Source organism: Moraxella sp. RCAD0137 (genome assembly GCF_002894025.1).
Lineage (GTDB): Bacteria > Pseudomonadota > Gammaproteobacteria > Pseudomonadales > Moraxellaceae > Moraxella > Moraxella porci.
The window spans coordinates 18,677-41,149 of record NZ_LTCC01000008.1; the positions used below are offsets into that span (position 1 = coordinate 18,677).

Genomic DNA, 22,473 nt, shown 5'->3' on the forward strand with positions numbered 1-22,473 from the left:
TACACATCAGTTAACATTCATTGGAAGCATTTGGCATAACACATTCTCTTCTGTCATCACTCACCCTACCGCCACCGCTTCTTCTTGCCCATCTCCTGCATCGCAAGCGTAATCTCATCATGGCTTAGGCTTGCCGTGTGGCGCAATAGCTGCATCATATCAGGATGTAGGACGAACTTGGCATGCTCAGCGATCTTATCGATGCGTTCATCAAAGATCAAGAGCCCCGTCTTGTCATCGATGGTGACATAGCCGACGCGCACTAAGGTATCGATAAAGCTTGTGAACAATGCCTTATCAAACATATCTGGCAGATCATCGGCATGTAGTACTGACACACGCTGACCAAGCACATAGCACAGATTGACCACTTGTTCGGTATTTAGACGGTTTGAGCCTTGCTCAGACAGCAATGTCAGCGCCATAAAATAGCGCTCAAGGCTCTGCTGGGCGGGGCTTGCCAGTACCATCAGCTGCTGATACGCTTCAGAGTTACCCTCGGGGCTGCCGACCACGCCATCGCCGAGATCAACGATGACGCCGCGCTCGATGAGCAGATTTAGCACACGCTCGGCTTGATCGGCAATATTGCGTAGGGCAGTTTTTAGGAACAGCTCACTTTGTAAAAATGGATACAAAAGCTCGGTGATGCTCTCAAGCTTCTCACGGTAGATACGGCCATTTCGCTGCACCAATGCCGCAAGGAAGCTTGCGATGATAAACACATGCAAAATATTATTTCTAAAATAACTCAGTAGCGGTGCTTGCTTATCCGCCACACGGATCATATCGCCTAGGATATGCGGTGTACGCTCGATGAGCTTAAGCTTAATGCCGTATTCTAAGATCTCTTTTGGGCTCATGTCGGTGACATGGGTGTCAGGATCATAAGGCAGCGCTTGGGCGATGTGCTGATACAGTTTGATCTGCTCTAGGCACTGCGCTTCATCAAGTGCAGCATTGGGTGTGGACAGCAGCACCAGTGCCAGCAGTGACACAGGATTGACCACGGCGGCTTTGTTGATGTTTTGCATCACTTTGACGCCAAGGTTTTGTACCATGGCGTGCGTCTTGGCGGTATTCTCATCGCTACCATCTTGGATGGCAACATCGAATTTTGCCATAAAATCATTGAGATACAACGGCTCACCAAAGGCCAAATGCACCGTACCAAAAATCCGCTCAATCTTACGGGCAGTTTTTAGTAGGCCTAATAAATTTTCGCTTTCTTTTGGCTTGCCTTTGAGCTCACCGACATAAGTCGCCCCTTCCATGATGCGCTCATAGCTGATATAAGTCGGGATAAATACCACAGGTTTGGCGGGCTCACGCAGGTGGCTATTGACCGTCATCGCCAGCATCCCAAGCTTCGGTGGCAACAGACGACCCGAGCGAGAGCGACCACCTTCGATGAAGTACTCAATCGGTGCTTGGCGCTGCATCAGGCTGTGTACATATTCTTTGAACACCGTGCTATATAAGGCATTGCCCTTAAAGCTACGGCGCATAAAGAACGCCCCGCCACTGCGTAAGATCTCGCCTAGGATCGGGATATTTAGGTTCTCACCGGCAGCGACATGCGGGATGCGCAGGCCACGCTTATAAATCACATAAGACAATAATAGATAATCGATGTGGCTACGATGGCATGGTACATAGACAATCTGAAAATCAGGCGCCAAAGCACGCACACGCTCAAAATGACGCACTTCCACACCGTCATACAGTCGTGTCCATAGCCATGTCAAGAAATGATCAAAAAAACGCACCACCGAATGCGAATAGTCGCTCGTGATCTCGCCCAAATAGCCTTGGGCTTCAGCTTTGACAGCAGCGATGGATTTGCCGGTCTCGGCGGCGTGCTTTTCGATGGCATCAGCGACCACAGGTGATGACAGGATCGTACCTGCAATATTGCGCTTATCCGATAAGTCAGGGCCGACGATGCTCGTGCGCTGCTTATCCAGATAGCCTTTTAGGCGCATGGCGATGGTCATGCTCAGATCCTCGCCCACGCCTGCTTGAGCATCACGGATGAGTGATTGCAGATCCTTAGGCTCGCTAAATCGCACAAAGGTATCGCGTCCCATCACACCGATGTTAAACAGCTGCTTGGTCTTTGATGGCGCTGCCCATTCATCGGCCATCAATAGGCGAAATAATGAATCTTCCTTATCAGGCGCCCGCCCCCATAAGATCGTCACAGGCACCAGCTGAATCTCAAGCTGTGGATTGGCCAGACAAGCCGCGATCAAGCGCTCTAGTCGAGGCACTTTGCCGTTGATCGCATCCGATCGGCGATCGCGCAAAAAAATCATCGCCGAAGTCTCATGGATGCCATCGGCACGCACTTCAGCCAGTGCTGATGGCAAACCAAGCACATCAGTCTGCATCCCGACAAGCAGGCTGTTTGAGCGAGAGTACGAACGGATGACATAGAAGGTCGGAATCGATGGATCAAGCTGTGGCACTTCACCGATGACTGTCGGCTTGACCGCCAAGGACAATCCTTTGGCCGATGCACGGCGATAAGGGCTGGGCAGACGATTGGCGCCAGTTGATGCTGAATCTTTGTCTTGGGCGCGGTCTTTTTTGAGCCAATTAGAAATTTTTAACATAAATCGATCGATCTATCAACAAAGGAATATGACTTTTTATTTTATCATTCTTTGGGTGAATTTTTGACAAAAAATGTTATAATTTTGGCAATTTTACATTTTTTAAATCCAAATTTCCCAATCGCTTTCACCGTTAATCTTGGCAGAGCCTTATGAAAACTTCTTTTGAACGCTACGCACTGACGCCCGATGCCATGCAGGCAAAAGTCGAGGATCTATTAAATACCGTCAAGCTTACCGAGCTGTCGCCAGATGTGTTTCAAGGCGCAAGTTTTGATTATGTTGGCCCGCGCATCTTTGGCGGCCAAGTCTTGGCGCAAGCATTGCTGGCAGCGGCCAAAACGCTGAGCTATGATAAGCCTTGTCACAGCTTACACGGCTATTTTTTAAGAGGCGGTGACATTCGCCTGCCTGTGGTGTATCAAGTGCGTCGTCTGCGCGATGGTCGAAGTCTGTCAGCGCGCGAGGTCATCGCGGTGCAGTATGTCGAAACAGTGAATGACGATGGCGAGAAAGTGACCAAAGAACAGGTGATTTTTTCGATGATTGCGTCATTTTCGCCGATGGAAGGTGGATTAAATTATCAACAAGACATGCCGCAAGTGCCACCACCTGAAACGCTTAAGACCGAACAAGAGCTTAAGGCTCAATATCTGGATAAAGTCCCAGAGATCCTACAGGCACGCTACCTGCGCCCACGCCATGTGGAGATCCGTCCTGTCACACCGATGGATCCTGTCGATCCAGCACCAGCGCGGCCGCATCAAGCCAATTGGCTGCGCATCGCCGACATTGGTGAGCAGCCTGTGGCGATTCATCAGGCGCTGTTGGCATTTGTGTCGGATTTTTATTTGGCAGGAACGGCGCTGATCGGTCATGGCATCACTTTTATGACGCGTGGACTGCAAGCCGCCAGCATCGACCACAGCATGCATTTTCACCGTCCCTTTGATATCCGCGAATACTTGCTGTATGACATGTGGAGCGACACCACCAGTCATTCCAAGGGCTTAAACCATGGCCAATTTTGGCAAGATGGTCAGCTGATCGCCACCACCCAACAAGAATGCCTGATGCGCCTACATCCAGATTCTGAGCGTCTCACCAGCAGCAGTTGAGCGCACACTGCTGGCAATCATCAAGGCAGATTTGGGTAAAAGTCTTGCGCTTTGGTATATTTTTGTACCCAAGTATTGACGCGATGGCAGGCTGACACTATCATAAACTACCTTTATGATCAGACCTGTTTTGGCTCTTTTTTGGATGTGACAGTCATGCAAAAACTTTCATTTGTGGCGCTGATGATGGCGACGGCCGCAGTCGCAGGCTGTGATGCCGTCAAACAAACCATCTCTGGTGACACCAAAGCACTCACCGATGCCCAAATCGCCAAACTGATCCCCAAACGCGTCAAAAACACCAAAAGCTGGGCTGCCGACATCTCGGCCATCTATGATGACTTAAAATTACCCAAAGACGCCAGCAGCATCTGCACCGCCATCGCGGTCATCGATCAAGAATCCAACTTTCATGCCGACCCTGCCGTCCCCAATCTGGGCAATGCTGCCTTATCCGCGATCGATGAGAAATTAGAAGATAAACTGGGCAAAAATATGGCCAGCGTTTTTCGCACCATGCTAGAGACGCGCCCCACCAAAGACAATAATTTCATCAAGCAAATCAAAGCAGTAAAAACCGAAAAACAACTCGATGAGCTGTACCAAGAGATTTTTGATTATTTTACCAGCACTTATAAAGTTGCTGCCTTAACCAACATCACCAAGCTGTCTGGCCAAGGCATCGATGAACGCGTCAATCCCATCACCACCCTCGGCTCGATGCAAGTACACATCGATTATGCACGCGCACATCGGCGCATGAGCATGAGCGACAGAGACTTACGAGCCGATCTGTACACCCAATATGGCGGTCTGTATTATGGCATCCATCGCTTGATGGTGTATCAGGCTGATTATGACAAGCCCATATATCGCTTTGCTGATTATAACTCTGGGATGTATTCTAGCCGCAATGCTGCCTTTCAGCAGCGACTGGTGACATTGAGCGGTGAGAAGATTGATATTGATGGAGACTTGTTATTATATAAAGATGGCAGCCCATTGACCAAAAAATCCTCGACCGAGGCCGCCGCCATCGCCCTGTTAGCGACCGCGCCCACACCCGTGAGTGAACGGCAGATTCGTAATGATTTTAAAAAGGAAAAAACCCAAGCCTTCGAGCAAACGGTGACTTATCAAACGGTCAACAAGATGTTTCATGACAAAATGGGGCGTAAAGCCGCCTATGCCATCATGCCAAAAGTCGTCATCTCAGGGCCGAAGCTGAGCCGAGATTATAATACCAACTGGTTCGCCACTCGCGTCGATGGCCGCTATCAGACCTGCATGGCGACCGCCAAAAAGCAGCGCTTGGTGTGATTTGGACATCGCTTGGCATGCTGATTTGGGCGTCGTGAAGCGTCAACATCCTGCTGCGATGGATTTATTTGGATTTTTTATTTAATAAATACATCCCTGCCAAGGTGCTGATCACGATCGGCAGCACCGCCATCAACAGCGGCGGCAATCCTGTCGCCAGCGCCACAAAGCCTGTCAGATCAGTCAAATAGCTAAATAACAAACCTGTGAGCAGCGCCAATACGATGCGCAAACCCAAGCCTTGTGATCTGAGCGATCCAAACACAAATGATGAGGCCACCAGCACCAGTGATAGCACGGCAAATGGCGATAACAGCTTCTGCCAAAAAGCCAGCTCATGGCGGATCGACCGCGCGCCTTGATGCTGCATTAGACGATGATGCGCATACAGATCACTCAAAGACAGATCCTCAGGCTCGCGCGTGAGCAGATGTACATCGGTGGGTGCGATCGGTAAAGTCAGATAACGCGCATCGGCATGCTGCTGCTCGACGCGATCACTGCCTACCGTGACCTCATCAACCCCTGACAGCTGCCAAGTATAGCGGGCATCTGTGCCAGCATCGAGCGGCTTTGGCTGATAGGTGCCAGCATCGGCACGAAACGCTGCGAGCAGCTGTCCATCTTTGAGCTGATAGCGCTTGACTTCACCAAGCTTGCCCTCACTGTCCGCGTAGCTGATGTACACCACCTCTTGGGTGTCGCCCTCATTTTGTACCGCCCAATAGCCATCGATGGTGATGAGTTTTTCGTAAATGGTGTCGTTTTTTATGGCGGCGGCATGCTGATTGGCCACAGGCAGCACAAACTGATTGACCGCCAAAGAGATCGCCACAAAAATAAACGCTGGCAACATCACCCAGCCGATGATCCGATATAGGCTAATCCCTGAGGCGCGCATGATGACCAGCTCACTGTGATTGGCAAGCAAGCCCAAGCCGATCACAGCGCCCAGTAGCGCGCCTGTGGGAATAAACTGCACCAAAAAATACGGCGAGCGGTATAAGATAAATTGTAGCGCATCTTTGAGAGTATAAGTGTCACTGATGTTCTCAAGCTCACCCAAATAAGCAAACACCATCTGCAATAGCCACAGCCCAACGACCGCACCTGTCATCGCAAGCAAAGCCGAACGAATCACATATCTGGGCAAGATCCAAGGCTTCATGCCGCCTCCTTATGCTGCCGCGTCAACTGCATCCGCGCCATCAGTCGCTGATGGTAATTCAAATACAGCGCAAAAGCCGTCAGCAGCACAACCGCCACAAGATAAGTCATCGGCGGTAGTTTGCCTTTGCTGATGCTGTCTTTGAGCGAGATGATCACCAACACGCTCGCCACATAAATAAAAATCGCAGGAATTAATTTGAGCCATCGACCTTGGCGCGGACGCACATAAGATAAAGGAGTTGCCATCATCACAGCCAGCACGATCAGCCACGGCATGCTCAGCCGATAACCCAGCTCAGCATGTGCCTCGAGTGGATTGTCTCTTGATGCCGTGCCTTGAATGATGCCAATGAGCTGCGGCGTTGAGATGCCCTCGATGCGCATGCTGCTGCTGTCTGCAGGTCGATCTGCCGACAAAGTGATGCGGTAGCGCTCAAAGCCGATTTGGCTGTATTGACGACTCGTCGGATCGACCTCATAGCGCCGACCTTGATATAAATCCAGCTGAATTTGGCCTGCGGTGTTCTCAACTTGAGTGGCTGATTTGGCAAAAATAATGGAGTCTTTGCTGCTGATTTGTTCTGCGACTGCATCGGGCAACTCAGCCACCACCTGATCGGCAGGCGTCTGACCAGATGGCGCAGGCAGTGAAGATCGGCTATTCATCTGCACGATGATGACATCTTGTAGCGATTCGCGATTGGCACCGACCTCGCCGACATACAGATGATAATCACCACTGCTGATGAATTCTTTTGGGCGAATCAGATCAAACACCTGCGCCATCGATTGCTCTTTCCAGATATTGGTCGCGCGCTCCATGCCCCACGGCTTGGCAGCCATCGACACCCAGCCCTCAACACACATCAGCACGATGACCAGCGGAATGAGCAATCGAGCGATGCGGCCGCGACTGATGCCACTGGCATTGATCACCGCCATTTCATGATCCGAATACAGCCGCCCAAATACCAGCATCAAGCCAATAAAAAATGACAATGGCAAGATCAGCTCAAGAAAATAGGGCAAATTATAGCCGATCAGACTGAATAATACGCCGACATTCAGTCCGCCCTCTGCCGCCATACCAAAATAGCGGATCAGACGGCCACCAAGCAGCATCACCACCAAAAAGCCCAAAACTAAGGCGGTGGTCGTAGCGACTTGGCTGGTGATGTAACGGCGTAAAATCACAAAAACACTTTCCCAAAAAGCGATAGCAAATGAGCTATGATAACAAAAAACCGCTCAAGTTTTAAGCGATTATTCTGATTTGACAGATTAATTTGTTGCTAGGTGTTGCTGTATAGATCAGCAAAAACCCAATCAAGTACGCAATGCCACCAAACCGCCCATCAAGCCTGCCATCAGCGCACGATCCATAAATTTCCTTTTTGAAAGCAGGATAAATGTGCTACACTAACCTTATGTTTTATCATCATTATCACTGATCATAAAACTACAATTTCACAATATGAATAAGGATTTACCATGCCATCAGCTGCGCTAAAACTTGGCGTCACCAACGCACTTACCCTAAAAAAACCAAGCAAAAACAACCCATTACCCACCATCGTCCTGTATGTCAATGATCAAGCCGAGATCTTAGGCGCTTTGGGCGAGGCTGAATATCTAAGCCGCGCTGAGGCATTGATCGATGGTGCCAATTTTAAAGGCGGCTTGGGCGAGCATGTCAGTGATTATGCGCTGCATGCCAAAGATCTGCCAGCCATCACCCTCATCGGCGTTGGCAAATTGGACAAGCTGGGTGCTAATATCGCCAAAGTCGCTGCCAACACTTATGCCGCCATCAAAGGCGCACCAAAAGCTGCGCTACTGTGGGGCGATGTGATTTGCCATAAGCATTTCACCCAGTTTGTGCTTGCGCTACAAGCCGCCAGCTACCGCTTTGATCATCATAAGAGCAGCAGCGCCGATGCCGATGCACTAAAAGAAGTGATTTTGGTCAATAATCGCGATGAATTGGCCGCTTATGAGACTGCGCTGAGCTTTGCCATCGCCACCGATAAAGGCATCAGTGCCGCGCGCGATGTGGCGAACGAAGCACCCAATGTGCTAACCCCCTCTGAACTTGCCAAAAAAGCCAAGCATCTATCCAAAGCATACGCCAACAAAATCAGCGTCACTGTACTTGGCGAAAAAGAAATGCAAAAAATGGGCATGGGCTGCTTTTTGGCAGTGAGCCAAGGCTCAGACGAAGAGGGCAAAATGGCCGTCATCGAATACTACGGCAAAACTGGCAAAGCCAGCAAAAAAGCCCGCCTATCTGACCCGATCGCCTTGGTGGGCAAGGGCTTGACCTTTGACTCAGGTGGTATCTCGATCAAGCCATCAGCTGGCATGGAAGAGATGAAATTTGACATGGGCGGTGCTGCCTCGATTCTAGGCACCATCACAGCCATCGCCGAAGCGAATCTGCCGATCGATGTTGTCGCAATACTCGCCTGCGCAGAGAACATGCCATCCGCACGCGCCACTCGCCCAGGCGATGTCGTCACCGCCATGAATGGGATGAGCGTCGAGGTGCTAAACACCGATGCTGAAGGTCGTCTGGTGCTGTGCGATGCACTGTGTTATGTTCAAGAAAATTATAAGCCAAAAGCCATCATCGACACCGCCACACTCACAGGCGCCTGCGTGATCGCACTGGGCAGTGTGCGCTCAGGTCTGTACAGTAACGATGAAGATCTGTTGTTCGCTTTAGAAGCCGCCAGCGAATTCACCAACGATCTGGTCTGGCACATGCCGCTCGACGATGGCTATGATGAGCAGCTCAAATCAAAAGTCGCCGACATGCAAAACATCGGCGGTCGTGAAGCAGGCTCAGTCACGGCAGCATGCTTCTTAAAACGCTTCATCAAAGACAACCAAGCATGGGCGCACTTGGACATCGCAGGCACAGCTTGGAAAAGCGGCACCGCGAGCGCCACTGGCCGCCCTGTGGCGCTGCTGACTCAGTATCTGCGCAGCCAAGCTGACAGCTGATCCACGCCAAGCATCACCAAAAACGCAGCCAAAGTCGCTGCGTTTTTGACTTTATAAATTTAGCCTTATAAATTTGCCAAGCGCAAAGTTTGCTGATGGCAGAATAAGCCTTAGAAGCGATAAGTCGCTCCCAAGCTTACACTGCGCCCCATTTGCGGCTGATACGGCAGATGCGTTTGGTGCGCATAGACGGATTGATTGAGCAGATTATTGGCTTTGATGAACAGATCATACTCACCCATACCCAATGCGCTGTGATAAGTTGCGCCCAAATTCAGCATATCATGGCCATCGGTTTTGCTTTCAAATCTGGCCAATTTATCTTGATCAAACACCCGATAATACTCAAGCTCCCCTGACAAGCTTGGCGTCCAATCGGCTTGGATCTTCAGACCCGCTCGCGCAGGCGGCAGACGCGGCGTATATTGCTCAGCTTCATGGACATACACAGGCTCTGCGACCTCCAGATAAGGCTCGATGCCAAGCGTATCTTTGACATAGTTACGCACTCGCCAAGGACGAATCTGACCTGCTGCCTGTGTCTGTGCCACCGCTTCAACAAAGGCAGGATTATCGACATAATACACCTTGTCATTCACCCGTCGATCATGCGCAGCAAGCTTGCCCCAGACGACATCGCCAAAGACTGTGAGGTGATATTTATCCGACAGCGCATAACCGATGCTCGCCTCTAGGCCTTTAAATTTGGCAGGCGCTTGCATATAGCGGTTTACGCGCAGATCGTGATCACTCTTCATGGCGTTTGGGTTATTTGGATCGGCATTGAGGGTCGCAAGATAAATATAATTATCAAAATCATAAGCATAGCCCGAGAGTCGATAATCAAAGCGCTCACCTCGATATGACAAAGCCAGCTCCAGATTGGTTGATTTTTCTTTGTTAAGATCTTTATTGCCCATCTCAAAGGAATTGGTAGCAAGGTGCATGCCGTGCGCGTACAGCTCTTGGGCGGTGGGCAGGCGCTGCTGATGTGAGGCAGATAAGCTTAGTGTATGCCGCGGCAAAAACTGCCAATCGATGCTGCTTGCCACAGAAACGGCGGTTTGTTTGTGCGGCTTTGTTAATTGCTGATAATGATCGATCACTTTTTGGGCTTCGCTGGGCGATGCCATCACAGCAGGCAGCGCTGAGTGGTATTCTGCCATCACTTTGTCATGATCAAAGGACTTTTGCACCGTTTGTTTTTCGACCCGTGCAGCGATGTCGGCACGCACAGTATCCCATTGATGGCTTTGTAGACCGAACACGCTTAAGTTTTGCATGGTGTTGTTATTGAGTAGCTGCTGCGAACCGCGGTGCGCATGATCACTGTGAGAATCGGCAGGTGATAGTGCGCTGTTTTGTTGTTTGAGATATTGTACGCCCCACACGCCCGTCAAGCCACCGATCGGTGCTTGGGTCAGCTCAAGCCTGGCGACCGTGCCGATGTTTTTAAAGTCATTGCTACGGGTTGTGCCTTCGATTTCGCTGTGCTGATAATGCACGCGGCTGCCTGTTAGCTCGATTTTTTCGATGCCTTTAAATGGCTGTTTGATCGACCCTTGAACATCAAAACGGCGACTGCTCAAATCCACAAAAGGCGCAGCAGCCAGATCATGCGCGTGACAGTCTTTCATGATCACGCCAGGATTGGCCCAAAACACCTGCTCGCTGCTGGCCAGCTCTGGATAAGGATACAGGTGCGGATGGCGCAGCTTGACACCCTCTTCGATGATGCGCACATAGCAGCCATCATACAGATGATTGTGCGCAGGCAAGCCATACTGATCCTTGCGATGCGTATAAGCTGCCCCAAGTGATGCCGACTCACCGATCCATGCCGCGCCAAGTGTCGCGACCGACGACTCAGCCCAACTGTCAGGCAAATGATCGAGCGTTTGGTAGCTAAGCTTGCGTTTTTGGAAATCCTCAAGGTCTGCATAAGTGCCGTGCTGATAATCAGGCGTCTGATAATCACCTGCATGACGACGCAGCCCCTCGACTCTCACCGCCACCTGCTCGCCGATGGGTACAGTGACGCCAGCAGCAGCCAGCTTCTCATCATTGGCGCTCATGTGGCGAATCAAGCCTTCTGCTTCGATACGCTCAGGTATGGCATCGGGGATTTTTTGATCTCGTACATTCACCACGCCTGCCGCGTTGCCAGAACTGTGCAGCAGCGTACTGGCGCCGCGTATGATCTCAACACCATCAGACAGCACGGTATCGACCATCACCGCATGATCTGGTGACATATTCGACATATCGACGACATCGCTGCCGCCTTGCAGCACCTTGATGCGTTTACCCTCTTGGCCGCGAATGATCGGCGCCGATGCACCGCCGCCAAAGTGGCTAGAATGTACGCCCAGCTCGCCTGCCAGCGCATCGCCTAAGGTTGCTGATCGCCTTTGTAGAGCATGCTTGGCGACATGTCCATTCAGCGACCGGCTGCCAGGGATGTTGTTTCGTTGGATGGTGACATTTGCTTCAGGCAGTATGACAGTGCTAAGCAGATCTTCTGTATGAGCTGCTGTATCGGCAGCATAAGCGGTGGTACTGATGGCTGCGATCAGCGACCAGTATAAAGGGTGGTAGCGACTCATAGGACACCTTGGATGGATTTGGATGGTTGGCAAATTGCAGATTCACGGCCGATCGCGTCAATGATCGGCATTGTGTTTGTAATGTTATACTATTACATTTAAATCGTCAAGTTTTGTTGCCAGATCATTTTATTGTGATGACAAGCGATCGATGACTGATGAAGATTGATGGGTTGATTTGGGCCAATTCACACCAAAGCTACTGCAAAGCGCCGAAAATGGCCAGACTGCGTCACAACCATGGGGTTCATTGACGCAAAGCAATTAGTAGATGCCGCTTAATGGCACAAAAAAAGCCCATTTTCATCACGAAAATGGGCTGTTCAGATCGGCTGATTATTTCAGCACTTCTGCCATCGCATTAGCGACATATTCGACATTGGCATTATTCAAGCCTGCGATACACATACGGCCATTTTCGACCATATACACCGCAAACTCATCACGCAGACGCACCACTTGCTCAGCACTCAAGCCTGTGAAGCTAAACATACCTTGCTGCTTGGTAAAGTAGCTAAAATCACGCTCAGGCAGCTTGGCCGATAGCACATCTTGTAGCTTTTGACGCATTTCACGGATACGGTCACGCATCTCATAGACTTCACCCACCCATTGAGCGAATAGTTTTTCGTCATTCATCACGGTGTCAACGACTGCGTTACCGTGTGATGGTGGGCTTGAGTAGATGCGACGTACGGTGAATTTGAGTTGACCGTGGACTTTGTCCGACTCTTCTTTGGTTGGGCTGACGACTGATAGACCGCCGACACGCTCGCCATATAGCGATAGATTTTTTGAAAATGAGTTGCTGACAAACACAGGCAAGCCCATCTCAACCGCACGGCGGATGGCATAAGCATCACCGTCCATATCGTCGCCAAAGCCTTGATAAGCAATGTCCATAAATGGAATCAGCTTTTGGTCTTTGACGATTTGTAGTAGCACATCCCACTGCTCACGGGTCAAATCCACACCAGTTGGGTTGTGGCAGCATGGGTGCAGTAGTACGACATCATTTTCGTTGAGCGTTTTGAAAAATGCACACAGCTCATCGAACTTCACGCCGATGGTCGCAGGGTCGTAGTATGGATATTTGCCCACTTCAATGCCTGCACCTTCAAAGATGCTGATGTGGTTGCCCCAAGTTGGGTCTGAGACATAGCATTTGGCAGTTGGGAACCATTGATGGATAAAGTCTGCACCGACTTTGAGCGCACCAGAGCCACCCAATGTTGCGATGGTGGCGACACGGCCTTCAGCGACGGCTGGATGGTTTTCGCCAAATAGCAAGTTTTGGCAAGCCTTGCGATAGCCTGGCAGACCATCCATCGGCAAATAGCCGCGTGGGCGTGGTGGATTGGCGATGGTTGCTTCAGCTGCCTTGACGCACTCAAGCACTGGCAATTTGCCATCTTCGGTGTAGTACACACCAACGCCCAAATTCACCTTAATATCGGTGCGTGGGTCATTAGCAAATTTATCCATCAAACCCAAAATCGGGTCACCTGCATAGGGGGTCACATGTTCAAACATGGCTTAATCCTTCTTGTTTGACAATTTTAAAAATGTATTAATCAATTATTAGTTAATACAACAAAATTTGGCATGACTTAGTATAACGCAAAATTCGTACTTTGTGGATGAAAATTCATCGTCATCTGCATAATTTTAAAATAAAACCGCCAAGCATACGCCTGACGGTAGTGATTAAAATTTGGCTGCTTTGGAATGGCTGACCAAAAATTCGTGCGCATTTTGCTCCAAAAACTCCTTAAATGCCAACGCCGCTGGCGATAGCGAACGGTTTTTGTGGGTATAAAGCAAAAATTTGCGCTCAACGACAGGGTCGGCGATCGGCCGCATCACAAGGCCGTTTTGCTCCACCCATTCGGCAGCATAGAGCAGACACAAGGTCACACCAAGACCCATGCGCGTCATGCCAAGTGCCGTCGATAAGAAATTGACTTCAAAATCAGGATTAAAAATGCGGCTGGAGATCTGCGCTGGCAGCTCGTTTTGTAGGCTTTGGATGAATGGGCCGTTCAATGTGATCAGGCGCTCATTCAACAGATCCGTCCAGCGCACGACATCTTTTTTGGCAAAAGGATGTGTCGCTGGCAGCACCAAATAAAATGGTGATGAAAATAGCACGCTGGCATCCAAATCATCAGAATGCACGCGCTCGGGTGCCACGCCCAGATCAGCTTCTAGGTTTTCGATGTGATCGACGACCTGATCCACCGAACAGTCGGTCAGCGTTACTTGAATGTTTGGGTGAATATCACAAAATTTGGCCACAAACTTTGGCATCGCACTCGCCGACAGCTGCTGCGAGACTGCTAGGCGCACATGGCCTTGGTGCAGCGATTTTAGGTTGCTGACTTTTTCGTTCAGCACGCTCATCTCATTCAGCACCCGTTTGGCTTGGGGCAACAGTCGCATGCCTGCATCAGACAGATACAGCTTGCGTGTCGTGCGGTCAAACAGTTTGACGCCCAGATTTTGCTCCAGCTCCTTGATCAGCCCTGACAACGCCGACTGCGTCAGACACAGCGTTTCGGCAGCTTTGGTGAAGCTATTTTGTTCGGCGACGAGCACAAAGGCTCTGAGTTGTCGAAGTGTGGTACTCACAAATGTCCTTGGGTTACAGCTTAAGATATATAAGCTGATATTATAAGTTGATAACTTTTTAATTACAAGCCATAATCACATTAATGTTATGTTATAGCCATAAAAAATAGCCTGGATCACAGATCACAAGCCATTTGATACTACTCATGCATTAAGGCACGATGATGGTAAAGATGTATGCGGCCAAATTCACCAGTAACACGATGCCATACAGCATGTTCGTGCGACCCTGATTCAGCGACAGCATCACGATAAAGGTCGATAAGCCAAGTAGCACCATCGATTTGCCATCCAGACCCAGCACCAGCGGAATATCGTATAGCAAGCAAACGATGGTCACCGCAGGAATGGTCAAACCAATACTGGCAAGTGCTGAACCTAGTGCTAAGTTCAGACTGGTCTGAAAGCGGTTGCGACGCGCTGCATTCAGCGCAGCCAAGCCCTCAGGCAGTAGCACCACCGCTGCGATGATCACGCCCACGAGTGCTGCTGGCGCACCCATCGCCGCCACCATCGATTCGATGCTGGGCGATAAGCTCTTGGCAAGCAATACCACGATACCCAAACAGACAAGCAAAAAGCCAAAACTAGCCGCTGTCACCTTGCCCGATGGTGGCTCAGCATGATGATCCAAGTCATCATCAGCCGCCAAAAAATAATCGCGATGGCGCACCGTCTGCACCATAATGAATGAGCCATACAGCACCAAAGAGGCGATGGCAACGAAAATCAGCTGCGATGATGCATAAGTGCCTTCAGCAGTACTGGTGGTGAAGTTTGGTAAAATCAGCGTCATCACCAAAATCGACACCAATGTGATCAGCGCTGTGCTGGCCGACTTTTGACCAAAAAACTGCTCACGGTGCTTTAGGCCACCAATCATCAATGATAAGCCCAAAATCCCGTTTAAGATCAGCATAATCGCAGCAAATACCGTATCACGCGCCAGATAAGCGGCATTATCGCCACCTGCCACCATCAGCGAGATGATGAGCGCCACCTCGATGATGGTGATGGCAAGCGCCAAAATGATCGTACCAAAAGGCTCACCGACCTTATGCGCCACCACCTCGGCATGATAGACCGCGGACAATACGCTACCGATAAGCAGCACACCGCCCAAGATCTGCAACAGGATGCTGCCTTTGATACCCACAAAATACAAGCCCCAAGCCACCAATGGCAATGCCATCGACCACACAGGCAGCCCAAAACGAGCATTTGATGCCATAAACACTCCTATGATTTTTGCTGAATCTTGGTAAATGTCAATTCAGCAGTATATGATGCAATGTGTGATCGTATCATAATCCCAAGCATCGCCATCAAGTTTTATCAAACAAAGCAGCCATAGTAACATAATCTGACGAATGTTTTGTTATTAAAATATTAATTTGGACAACCTGTCAACGCACTGGCCGACTTAATCATCCTCCTTAAAGATCGGCTTATCTTCCCGAATCAGACGCGTCACCAAGAGCTGGTCAATCTTATAATGATCGATGTCCACCACCTCAAATTTATAGCCCTCATGCTCCACCCAGTCCGCTAGGCGGGGAATCTTACGCAGGCGATACATGATAAAGCCCGCCAAGGTCTCATAATGATCCCAGTCTGGAAATTCATCAATATCCAGTGCGTGCTTGACATCATCAATCGGGGTAATGCCATCGATGAACCACGAATTTTCATCACGGCGGATAATCTGCTGATCTTCAGGCTCGGCCGATGCCCAGTCGCCCATCACTGTCATCATGATATCTGATAGCGTAATCACGCCGACGACGAGCGCATATTCGTTGATGACCACGGCCATTTTCTCGTTACTGGCACGGAATTTGTCCAGCAGTTCTGAGAGCGTCAGCGTATCAGGGATAATCAAGATATTGCGGATCGTGGATTCATTGAGCTGAAAAAACGACTGATTTTTCATAATCCGCACCAAGATATCCTTGGTATCGACATAGCCGATGACTTGGTCGATGTGCTCATTACACACCAAGAACTTGGAATATGGATAATCAGCAATCTTTTGGCGGATGCTGTCCTCGCTCTCATCTAGGGTAAAAAACACCACATCTTCACGCGCCGTCATCGACGATGGCACAGTACGCTCTTCAAGCTCAAACACATTTTCGATAAAATGCTGTTCTTGTTCCATCAGCACGCCTGCCTCAGCACCAGCATCGACGATGGCGGAGATGTCATCAAAAGTGATGTTATCATCACGGTTGGTGTTGACCTTAAAGATGCGAAAGGTCAAATTGGCGATGGCATTGATGATCCATGCCAACGGCTTGACCAGCGTGATGACCAAATTGATCGGATTAATCACCGCCAGTGCCACACGCTCAGGATTAATCATCGCGATGCGCTTTGGAATCAGATCGGCATATAAGATGAATAATAAGGTGACGATCAAAAACGACGCAAAAAAAGCAATGCTCTCAAGCCATGGCCCTTGATAGACCATGCCAATCCATTCGGCAAAATAAGGGCGCAGCGCCCCCTCACCCACCGAACCACCCAAGATGGCGACGGCGTTTAGGCCAATCTGCGAAGTGGCAAAAAAGTCGGCAGAATTTTCTTGGAGTCGCAATACCTTGTCAGCACGTTCGTCACCTGATTCTGCCAGTAGCTTTAGCTTGATCTTACGCGCGCCTGCCAGTGCGATCTCGGAAATGGAGAAAAAACTGGAAATCAGGATCAGCGCTGTGATGATCAGCAAATTTTGAAATAAACTCATGCAAATACCAATAATCGATTCAGCTCAACAAAAAATACGGATACTACCGCTTCCAAGAATAATCAGCAACCAACACCGCTGTCACTGGCTGACCTAATAAGATGCCTTCTTTGGCATTGGCAGCAAATCTTGCATCTTGCTCATATTCATACACACGCCACGCCGCACCTGCCGCTGCAATCTTCTCAGGTTTGATGATATAATCTTTACCATCAACAAAGTTCATTGTAAATTTGATGTGTTGATCGCGATGTGTGCCTGCGATGATGGTTTGTTCACCTGCAGGAACATTGATTTTCTCAAACGGCATTTTTAATTCATACACCTGCGAGAATGTATCCTTAGGGTCAATGATCACTTCATTGATCTGCTTGATATTCATCGGTCGTGGGGAGAGTTGCCCATGACCAAAGGCGGTGACATAAGGATAAATTCTGATCGTCGCATGCGGCTGATCGTGGGTCGCGGCACGAGTTGCGTACGCTTCTACACCTGCCAAAAAATCATGCTGACTTTTGGTGGTATAAGCTGTTAACGGGTTGGCGGTACACGCTGTCAAACCCAGCACCGCGCTCATCATCAATAAATTTTTAATCATATTCCAATCTTAGCAAAACTTTATTACAATAGCTAAAACCCAAACGGAGCCATCAAAATGAAACGATCTTTTCAATCTGTCTGTGTATTGGTATTGTCTTGCTTGGTCATCGCTGGCTGTGCAACCACCAACAAGCGAGCAGAAAAACACCAAAAGCTACTTAACACGCCTGCCGGTTCGATGATTCTGCCTATGGATTACATTGATGCTTTTGCCAATGCTAAGCACAATTACGAAAAATGTGTCGCCAAAGCCAGTTTTCAAACGCCCATTTATGTCAATAGCATGGGCACCACCATCCAAACCATGACCACCATACCAGGCACTTATGTCAAAACCGATCTGGACAGACAAGCTGCCTTGGCGGTCATCGATATCGATACAGGTGATAAACCCAGCTCTGCGCTGCATTTTCGTCCATATGGCGAAAATCAAACCCAGCTGACAATATACCAAGCCACCAAAAGCGCGAAGGTTCGCCAAAAATTTCTAACAAATGCTCAAGCCTATGCCAGCAGTCAATTTGATCGCTGTCCTTGATGGCCAGATGACACGGCTTACTTAGGCTGACAATCCACCACCTGCCCTTTGACACCCGATGCGCCATCGGTCATCAGATACACATAGACCGCCATGATGTCTTCGGGGGTCTTAAGGGTGTTTGGGTCTTCGCCAGGAAATGCGTGCGCGCGCATGTTGGTGCGTGTCGCCCCAGGGTTGATGCAGTTGAAGCGTAGCGCGGTTAATTTTTGGGTTTCTTGGGTAAAGATGGTGGCCATACCCTCAACAGACTGCTTGGAGAGTGCATACGCTCCCCAAAACGGACGCAAATCATGCCCCACGGTACTTGTGGTAAAGACCACCGAGCCACTTTGGGCAGCTTTAAGTAGCGGCAACAAGCTTTGGGTCAGCATAAACACAGCGGTTGAGTTCACACGCATCACCTGTTCAAAGGTAATCGGATCATACATCTCAAGCGGTGTCAAAGCACCCAAAATCGCCGCATTGTGCAGTACGCCATCTAAATGGCCAAATTCTTTTTCGATCAGATTGGCAAGCTCTTGCATCTGGGCAAAGCTGGCTTTTTCTAAATCCAGTGGCAAAATCGCAGGCTCAGCAAGCCCCAAGTTTTCGATCTCATCATACACCGCCTCAAGCTTGGATTGGGTCTTGCCAAGCAGTAGTACAGTCGCACCGCATTTGGCATAGGTCAATGCCGCTACCTTGCCAATGCCATCACCTGCGCCAGTGACTAGGATAATTTTGCCTGCTAGGCTATCGGCTTGATAATCAAAAGCACGCATCTGATCGTGCGTGATAGTTTGCTTTGTCATAATTTTCCAATATACTTATAAACTTAAATACTTTGATAAACTTAAATCTGCCCAAGCACCCACTCACGCAGCTCATCTGGTGTCTCAATGATGGCGTCCGCACCCCAAGTATCTAGGCTTGCCAAATCGTCTTTGGATAAATAACCAAACTTGGCAATCACCGTCGTCATCCCTGCTGCCTTACCTGCCTCGATATCACGATGATGATCGCCGATATACAGGCACGCCGTCGGATCGACCTTGAGGGTGTCGCACGCCAGATACATCGGCTCAGGATCAGGCTTGGTATGCGTTACATCATCAGGACAAACCAGCACCGCACAGCGATCGCTTAGGGCAAGTCGATGGAGCAAATTGGTCGCCAAATAGCGAGGTTTATTCGTCACAATCCCCCAAGGCACGCCTTGCTGCTCAAGCGTCGCCAGTAGCGTCTCTAGCCCTGCAAAGACTTGGCTATCGACACAAATATCGGCCTCATAACGATCCAAAAACGCCTGACGATACGCCAACAGCTCAGCATCATCATCGCTGACATCGTGGAATTTTTCGCCAAAAATCAGCTTCACCATCGCACGAGCGCCTGCCGATACCTGCTCACGAATGGCAGCATCCGATGGAGCATCTCGCCCATCTTCACGGCATAAGTCTTTGATGATACGGATAAAATCAGGGGCAGTATCAATCAGCGTACCATCTAGGTCAAATAAGACCGCTTGCAGTTTTTTCATCAGTTACTCGCTTGGCTTAACAAATGCCATCATGTAGTTCACATCGACATTGCGATTGGACAGCCAGTAGTGCTTAGTGATGGGGTTGTAGTGTAAGCCTGTCATGTCAAATCGGCGAAAACCTGCTCGCAGTGCCATCTGGTCAAGCTCTGCTGGCGTGATGAATTTGTGATAATCGTGCGTGCCTTTATCGACCAGATTGAGCACATATTCAGCGCCGACGATGGCGAACAGATAGGATTTTGGATTGCGATTGATGGTACTCATCACGCACACGCCACCAGGCTTGGTCAAATCAAAACACGCCTGCACGATCGCCGATGGATCAGGCACGTGCTCAAGCATTTCCATGCAGGTCACCACATCATATTGTTCAGCCTCATCGCTTGCCAAGACTTCAGCCGGCACACAGCGAAACTGCACCTGCTCGCTCATGCCTGTTTTATCAGCATGGATGGCAGCGGCTTTTAGGTTCTCATCACCCAGATCAATGCCCAGCACGCTTGCGCCACGCACCGCCATCGAGTGCGCTAAAATCCCGCCACCGCAGCCGATATCCACGACTTTTTTGCCTTGTAGCGGCGAGCCTAGATGCTCATTGGTACGATCTTCGATCCAGTTTAGGCGTAGCGGATTGATGTCATGCAAGGACTTGAACGCCCCCATACGATCCCACCACTCATCGGCAAGCTTGGTGAATTTGCCAATCTCATCAAAATCGGCGTTATGCGCGGTGGTATCTGCTTGGCTGTGCATAGTGCTTCCTAGGTTATATAAAAGATAAATTGGCTCTATCTTACCATTTTTCGATGGTTTTGACCACTTTTGATCACAGTGATGCGCTGAGTTTTTGAGCAATTTTGGATAAAAATAGACTTGGTTTTAGCAACCAAAAATTGACAGTCAGTTTGACAGCCATGCACAACGGGTGATCTGATTTGGCTTTTTGGATGTTAAAACCGTGTCATCTAAGCTTAACAATGAGACAGATTTTTACCCAATATTGAGGGATGACTACAAAAATTTACACAATTTGCAACGAAGCATTAAGAAAACTATTGCCACATTTGCCAAAAAATGCGCTAAACTATACCCATTGTATTAATAACCCAAGACCCATCACCGACGATGGCTGAGGGTTTTGTTCTTTTTTATGTTATGTGTAGCGCAATAAAGGAAAGACTCATGAAATTTGCTCTAAAAACGACACTGCTGGCGGCCGCTGTTGGCCTTGCGACACTTAGTCACGCCAATTTTGTTGAAGGTAAGGATTATCAGGTTTTGGCCAATCCTGAGAATATCGCAGGCGATGTCATCGTGGTGCGTGAGTTCTTTTGGTATGGCTGCCCACACTGCTACAACCTAGAACCGCATATGCAAAAATGGGCAAAAACCCGTGCCAATGATGTGGCATTCTTCCAAACCCCAGCGGCGATGAACCCAATGTGGGAAGTGGCAGCGCGTGGCTTTTATGCCGCTCAGCAGCTTGGCGCTCAAGAAAAAACCCATCAAATCCTATTTGACACCGTCCACAAAGACGGCAACCGTCGCGTCATCGGCTCACAGTCTGAGCTGAGCAACTGGTATGCCTCACAAGGCGTGGATAAGGCCAAATTTGACAGTCTATATAACTCATTCGCTGTCACCACCAAAATCGAGCGCGCCAAAGCTGGTGCGATGCGCTATGGTCTGTCGGGCGTACCTGCCGTCGTGGTGCATGGCAAATATGTGGTCTCAGGCGAAGATGCCAAAGTACCGCAAGTGGTTGATTTTCTAGTCAATAAAGTGCGTGAAGAGAAGAAGTAATTTTCGGTCATTGATCAGCATCTGCCCAACAGATGCTGATTTTTTTGTTTGAGTGTGAGCGGCCAAGCAGCGATCTAAATCACAGTTTGGCAAAAATACGGGTACACGGCCCGCCCTTCCAACTAAATCCCCAAAAACTGCACAAATCGCTCCGGCACTTTCGCTACTTTTTGTTGCTGATAATCAAAAAATACCATGCCATTTTTAACCAAAGCAATCAGCTGATCATCGGCCTTACGCGTGATGGTGGTGTAAATCTCGATGCCTGAACCCGTGATCTCACCGATTCCGATGGCAAAATCTAGCACCTCGCCATAAAAACTTTGGGCGGCATATTGCACCATCGCGTCCGCCATGATCAGTCCTGCCCCGCCAGCGTCAAGCTCAGAAAATCCACCTGTAGCCAACCAACGCAGACGCGCCTCATGCACCAGTTTTAGTACCGCATCATTGGCCAAATGGTTGCCATAATTCAAATCCCCGACTTGCACCTGCATCTGTGTGCGGTACAGTACCGTTGGCGGTGGATTGAGTTTCACGCGAGCCATGATATTCTCCTTAAGTTTTTCATCCGTGCTTGCATGATAGCGCAGATTCTCATGTTAGACAAGCAGAGCGTTGCTTTGTAAGAAAATGCTTACACAGATTGCCGTCATCTGCCACTGGCGTACATTTTGGCAATTTGCGATAATGATCATACAGCAAAGGAATACAGTCGATGGAATGACTGGCTCACGGATGATGGCTGTATTAAGGAAATCACATAGGGCTAAGCCAAGATACGCAAGTTAA

At 49.4% G+C, this 22,473-nt stretch carries 18 protein-coding genes; 5 read left to right on the forward strand and 13 right to left on the reverse strand.

Features of this window, described 5'->3' with window-relative positions; genetic code table 11:
• Positions 1-65: 65 nt before the first annotated feature.
• Positions 66-2,618: a glycerol-3-phosphate 1-O-acyltransferase PlsB gene (gene plsB, locus AZ602_RS06440; protein ID WP_103034231.1), complete on the reverse strand. Its 2,553-nt coding sequence runs from the start codon at positions 2,616-2,618 to the stop codon at positions 66-68.
• Between the two features lie 152 nt (positions 2,619-2,770).
• Between plsB and AZ602_RS06445 the strand changes: the two genes are divergently transcribed.
• Both AZ602_RS06445 and AZ602_RS06450 read left to right on the forward strand, forming a co-directional pair.
• The gene (locus AZ602_RS06445) at positions 2,771-3,736 is read left to right on the forward strand and encodes an acyl-CoA thioesterase II (protein ID WP_078317336.1); all 966 of its coding nucleotides are present in this window, start codon (positions 2,771-2,773) and stop codon (positions 3,734-3,736) included.
• A 156-nt stretch (positions 3,737-3,892) separates the two neighbouring features.
• Entirely contained in the window at positions 3,893-5,056 is a 1,164-nt protein-coding gene (locus AZ602_RS06450; RefSeq protein WP_103034232.1) for a DUF1615 family protein, read from the forward strand.
• A 64-nt stretch (positions 5,057-5,120) separates the two neighbouring features.
• On the opposite strand, the gene lptG is transcribed toward AZ602_RS06450, so the two are convergent.
• Entirely contained in the window at positions 5,121-6,224 is a 1,104-nt protein-coding gene (gene lptG, locus AZ602_RS06455; protein WP_103034233.1) for an LPS export ABC transporter permease LptG, read from the reverse strand.
• Complete coding sequence (gene lptF, locus AZ602_RS06460) at positions 6,221-7,420, reverse strand: LPS export ABC transporter permease LptF (protein WP_227525191.1); 1,200 nt, start codon at positions 7,418-7,420, stop codon at positions 6,221-6,223. The genes lptG and lptF overlap by 4 nt, the downstream gene beginning before the upstream one ends.
• 297 nt (positions 7,421-7,717) lie before the next feature.
• Here lptF and AZ602_RS06465 point away from each other — a divergent pair, with 297 nt between their 5' ends.
• Entirely contained in the window at positions 7,718-9,232 is a 1,515-nt protein-coding gene (locus AZ602_RS06465; protein ID WP_103034234.1) for a leucyl aminopeptidase, read from the forward strand.
• A 110-nt stretch (positions 9,233-9,342) separates the two neighbouring features.
• Here the strand turns inward: AZ602_RS06465 and AZ602_RS06470 are convergent, their stop codons facing one another.
• The 6 genes from AZ602_RS06470 to AZ602_RS06495 all read right to left on the reverse strand — a co-directional run bounded on the left by AZ602_RS06470 (position 9,343) and on the right by AZ602_RS06495 (position 17,813).
• The gene (locus AZ602_RS06470) at positions 9,343-11,838 is read right to left on the reverse strand and encodes a TonB-dependent receptor (protein WP_103034235.1); all 2,496 of its coding nucleotides are present in this window, start codon (positions 11,836-11,838) and stop codon (positions 9,343-9,345) included.
• A 336-nt stretch (positions 11,839-12,174) separates the two neighbouring features.
• The gene (locus AZ602_RS06475; RefSeq protein ID WP_103034236.1) at positions 12,175-13,371 is read right to left on the reverse strand and encodes an amino acid aminotransferase; all 1,197 of its coding nucleotides are present in this window, start codon (positions 13,369-13,371) and stop codon (positions 12,175-12,177) included.
• Positions 13,372-13,545: 174 nt separating this feature from the next.
• A complete protein-coding gene (locus tag AZ602_RS06480; protein WP_078317341.1) occupies positions 13,546-14,469 on the reverse strand; it encodes a LysR family transcriptional regulator in 924 nt (307 codons plus the stop codon).
• A gap of 151 nt (positions 14,470-14,620) precedes the next feature.
• On the reverse strand, positions 14,621-15,700 hold the full coding sequence (locus AZ602_RS06485) for a calcium:proton antiporter (protein WP_078317342.1): 1,080 nt from the start codon (positions 15,698-15,700) through the stop codon (positions 14,621-14,623).
• 192 nt (positions 15,701-15,892) lie between these two features.
• Positions 15,893-17,215 carry a hemolysin family protein gene (locus tag AZ602_RS06490; protein ID WP_103034237.1) on the reverse strand — a complete coding sequence of 441 codons (1,323 nt, stop codon included), beginning with the start codon at positions 17,213-17,215 and terminating at the stop codon, positions 15,893-15,895.
• Between the two features lie 43 nt (positions 17,216-17,258).
• Entirely contained in the window at positions 17,259-17,813 is a 555-nt protein-coding gene (locus AZ602_RS06495) for a hypothetical protein (RefSeq protein ID WP_103034238.1), read from the reverse strand.
• 57 nt (positions 17,814-17,870) lie between these two features.
• On the opposite strand from AZ602_RS06495, the gene AZ602_RS06500 reads away from it, so the two are divergent.
• Positions 17,871-18,353: a hypothetical protein gene (locus tag AZ602_RS06500; protein WP_103034239.1), complete on the forward strand. Its 483-nt coding sequence runs from the start codon at positions 17,871-17,873 to the stop codon at positions 18,351-18,353.
• A gap of 17 nt (positions 18,354-18,370) precedes the next feature.
• Here AZ602_RS06500 and AZ602_RS06505 read toward each other — a convergent pair whose 3' ends face one another.
• Genes AZ602_RS06505 through ubiG form a run of 3 tightly spaced genes read right to left on the reverse strand, consistent with a single transcriptional unit; the run spans position 18,371 to position 20,631 of the window.
• Positions 18,371-19,147, reverse strand: a complete 777-nt coding sequence (locus AZ602_RS06505; RefSeq protein ID WP_103034240.1) for a YciK family oxidoreductase — start codon at positions 19,145-19,147, stop codon at positions 18,371-18,373.
• Between the two features lie 41 nt (positions 19,148-19,188).
• Complete coding sequence (locus AZ602_RS06510) at positions 19,189-19,875, reverse strand: HAD family hydrolase (RefSeq protein ID WP_369803881.1); 687 nt, start codon at positions 19,873-19,875, stop codon at positions 19,189-19,191.
• Between the two features lie 3 nt (positions 19,876-19,878).
• Positions 19,879-20,631 (reverse strand): bifunctional 2-polyprenyl-6-hydroxyphenol methylase/3-demethylubiquinol 3-O-methyltransferase UbiG, encoded by a 753-nt coding sequence (gene ubiG, locus AZ602_RS06515; RefSeq protein WP_103034242.1) that lies wholly within the window; start codon positions 20,629-20,631, stop codon positions 19,879-19,881.
• 429 nt (positions 20,632-21,060) lie between these two features.
• On the opposite strand from ubiG, the gene AZ602_RS06520 reads away from it, so the two are divergent.
• Entirely contained in the window at positions 21,061-21,681 is a 621-nt protein-coding gene (locus AZ602_RS06520) for a thiol:disulfide interchange protein DsbA/DsbL (RefSeq protein WP_078317349.1), read from the forward strand.
• 122 nt (positions 21,682-21,803) lie between these two features.
• On the opposite strand, the gene AZ602_RS06525 is transcribed toward AZ602_RS06520, so the two are convergent.
• Positions 21,804-22,229 (reverse strand): thioesterase family protein, encoded by a 426-nt coding sequence (locus AZ602_RS06525; RefSeq protein ID WP_103034243.1) that lies wholly within the window; start codon positions 22,227-22,229, stop codon positions 21,804-21,806.
• Between the last annotated feature and the right edge of the window lie 244 nt (positions 22,230-22,473).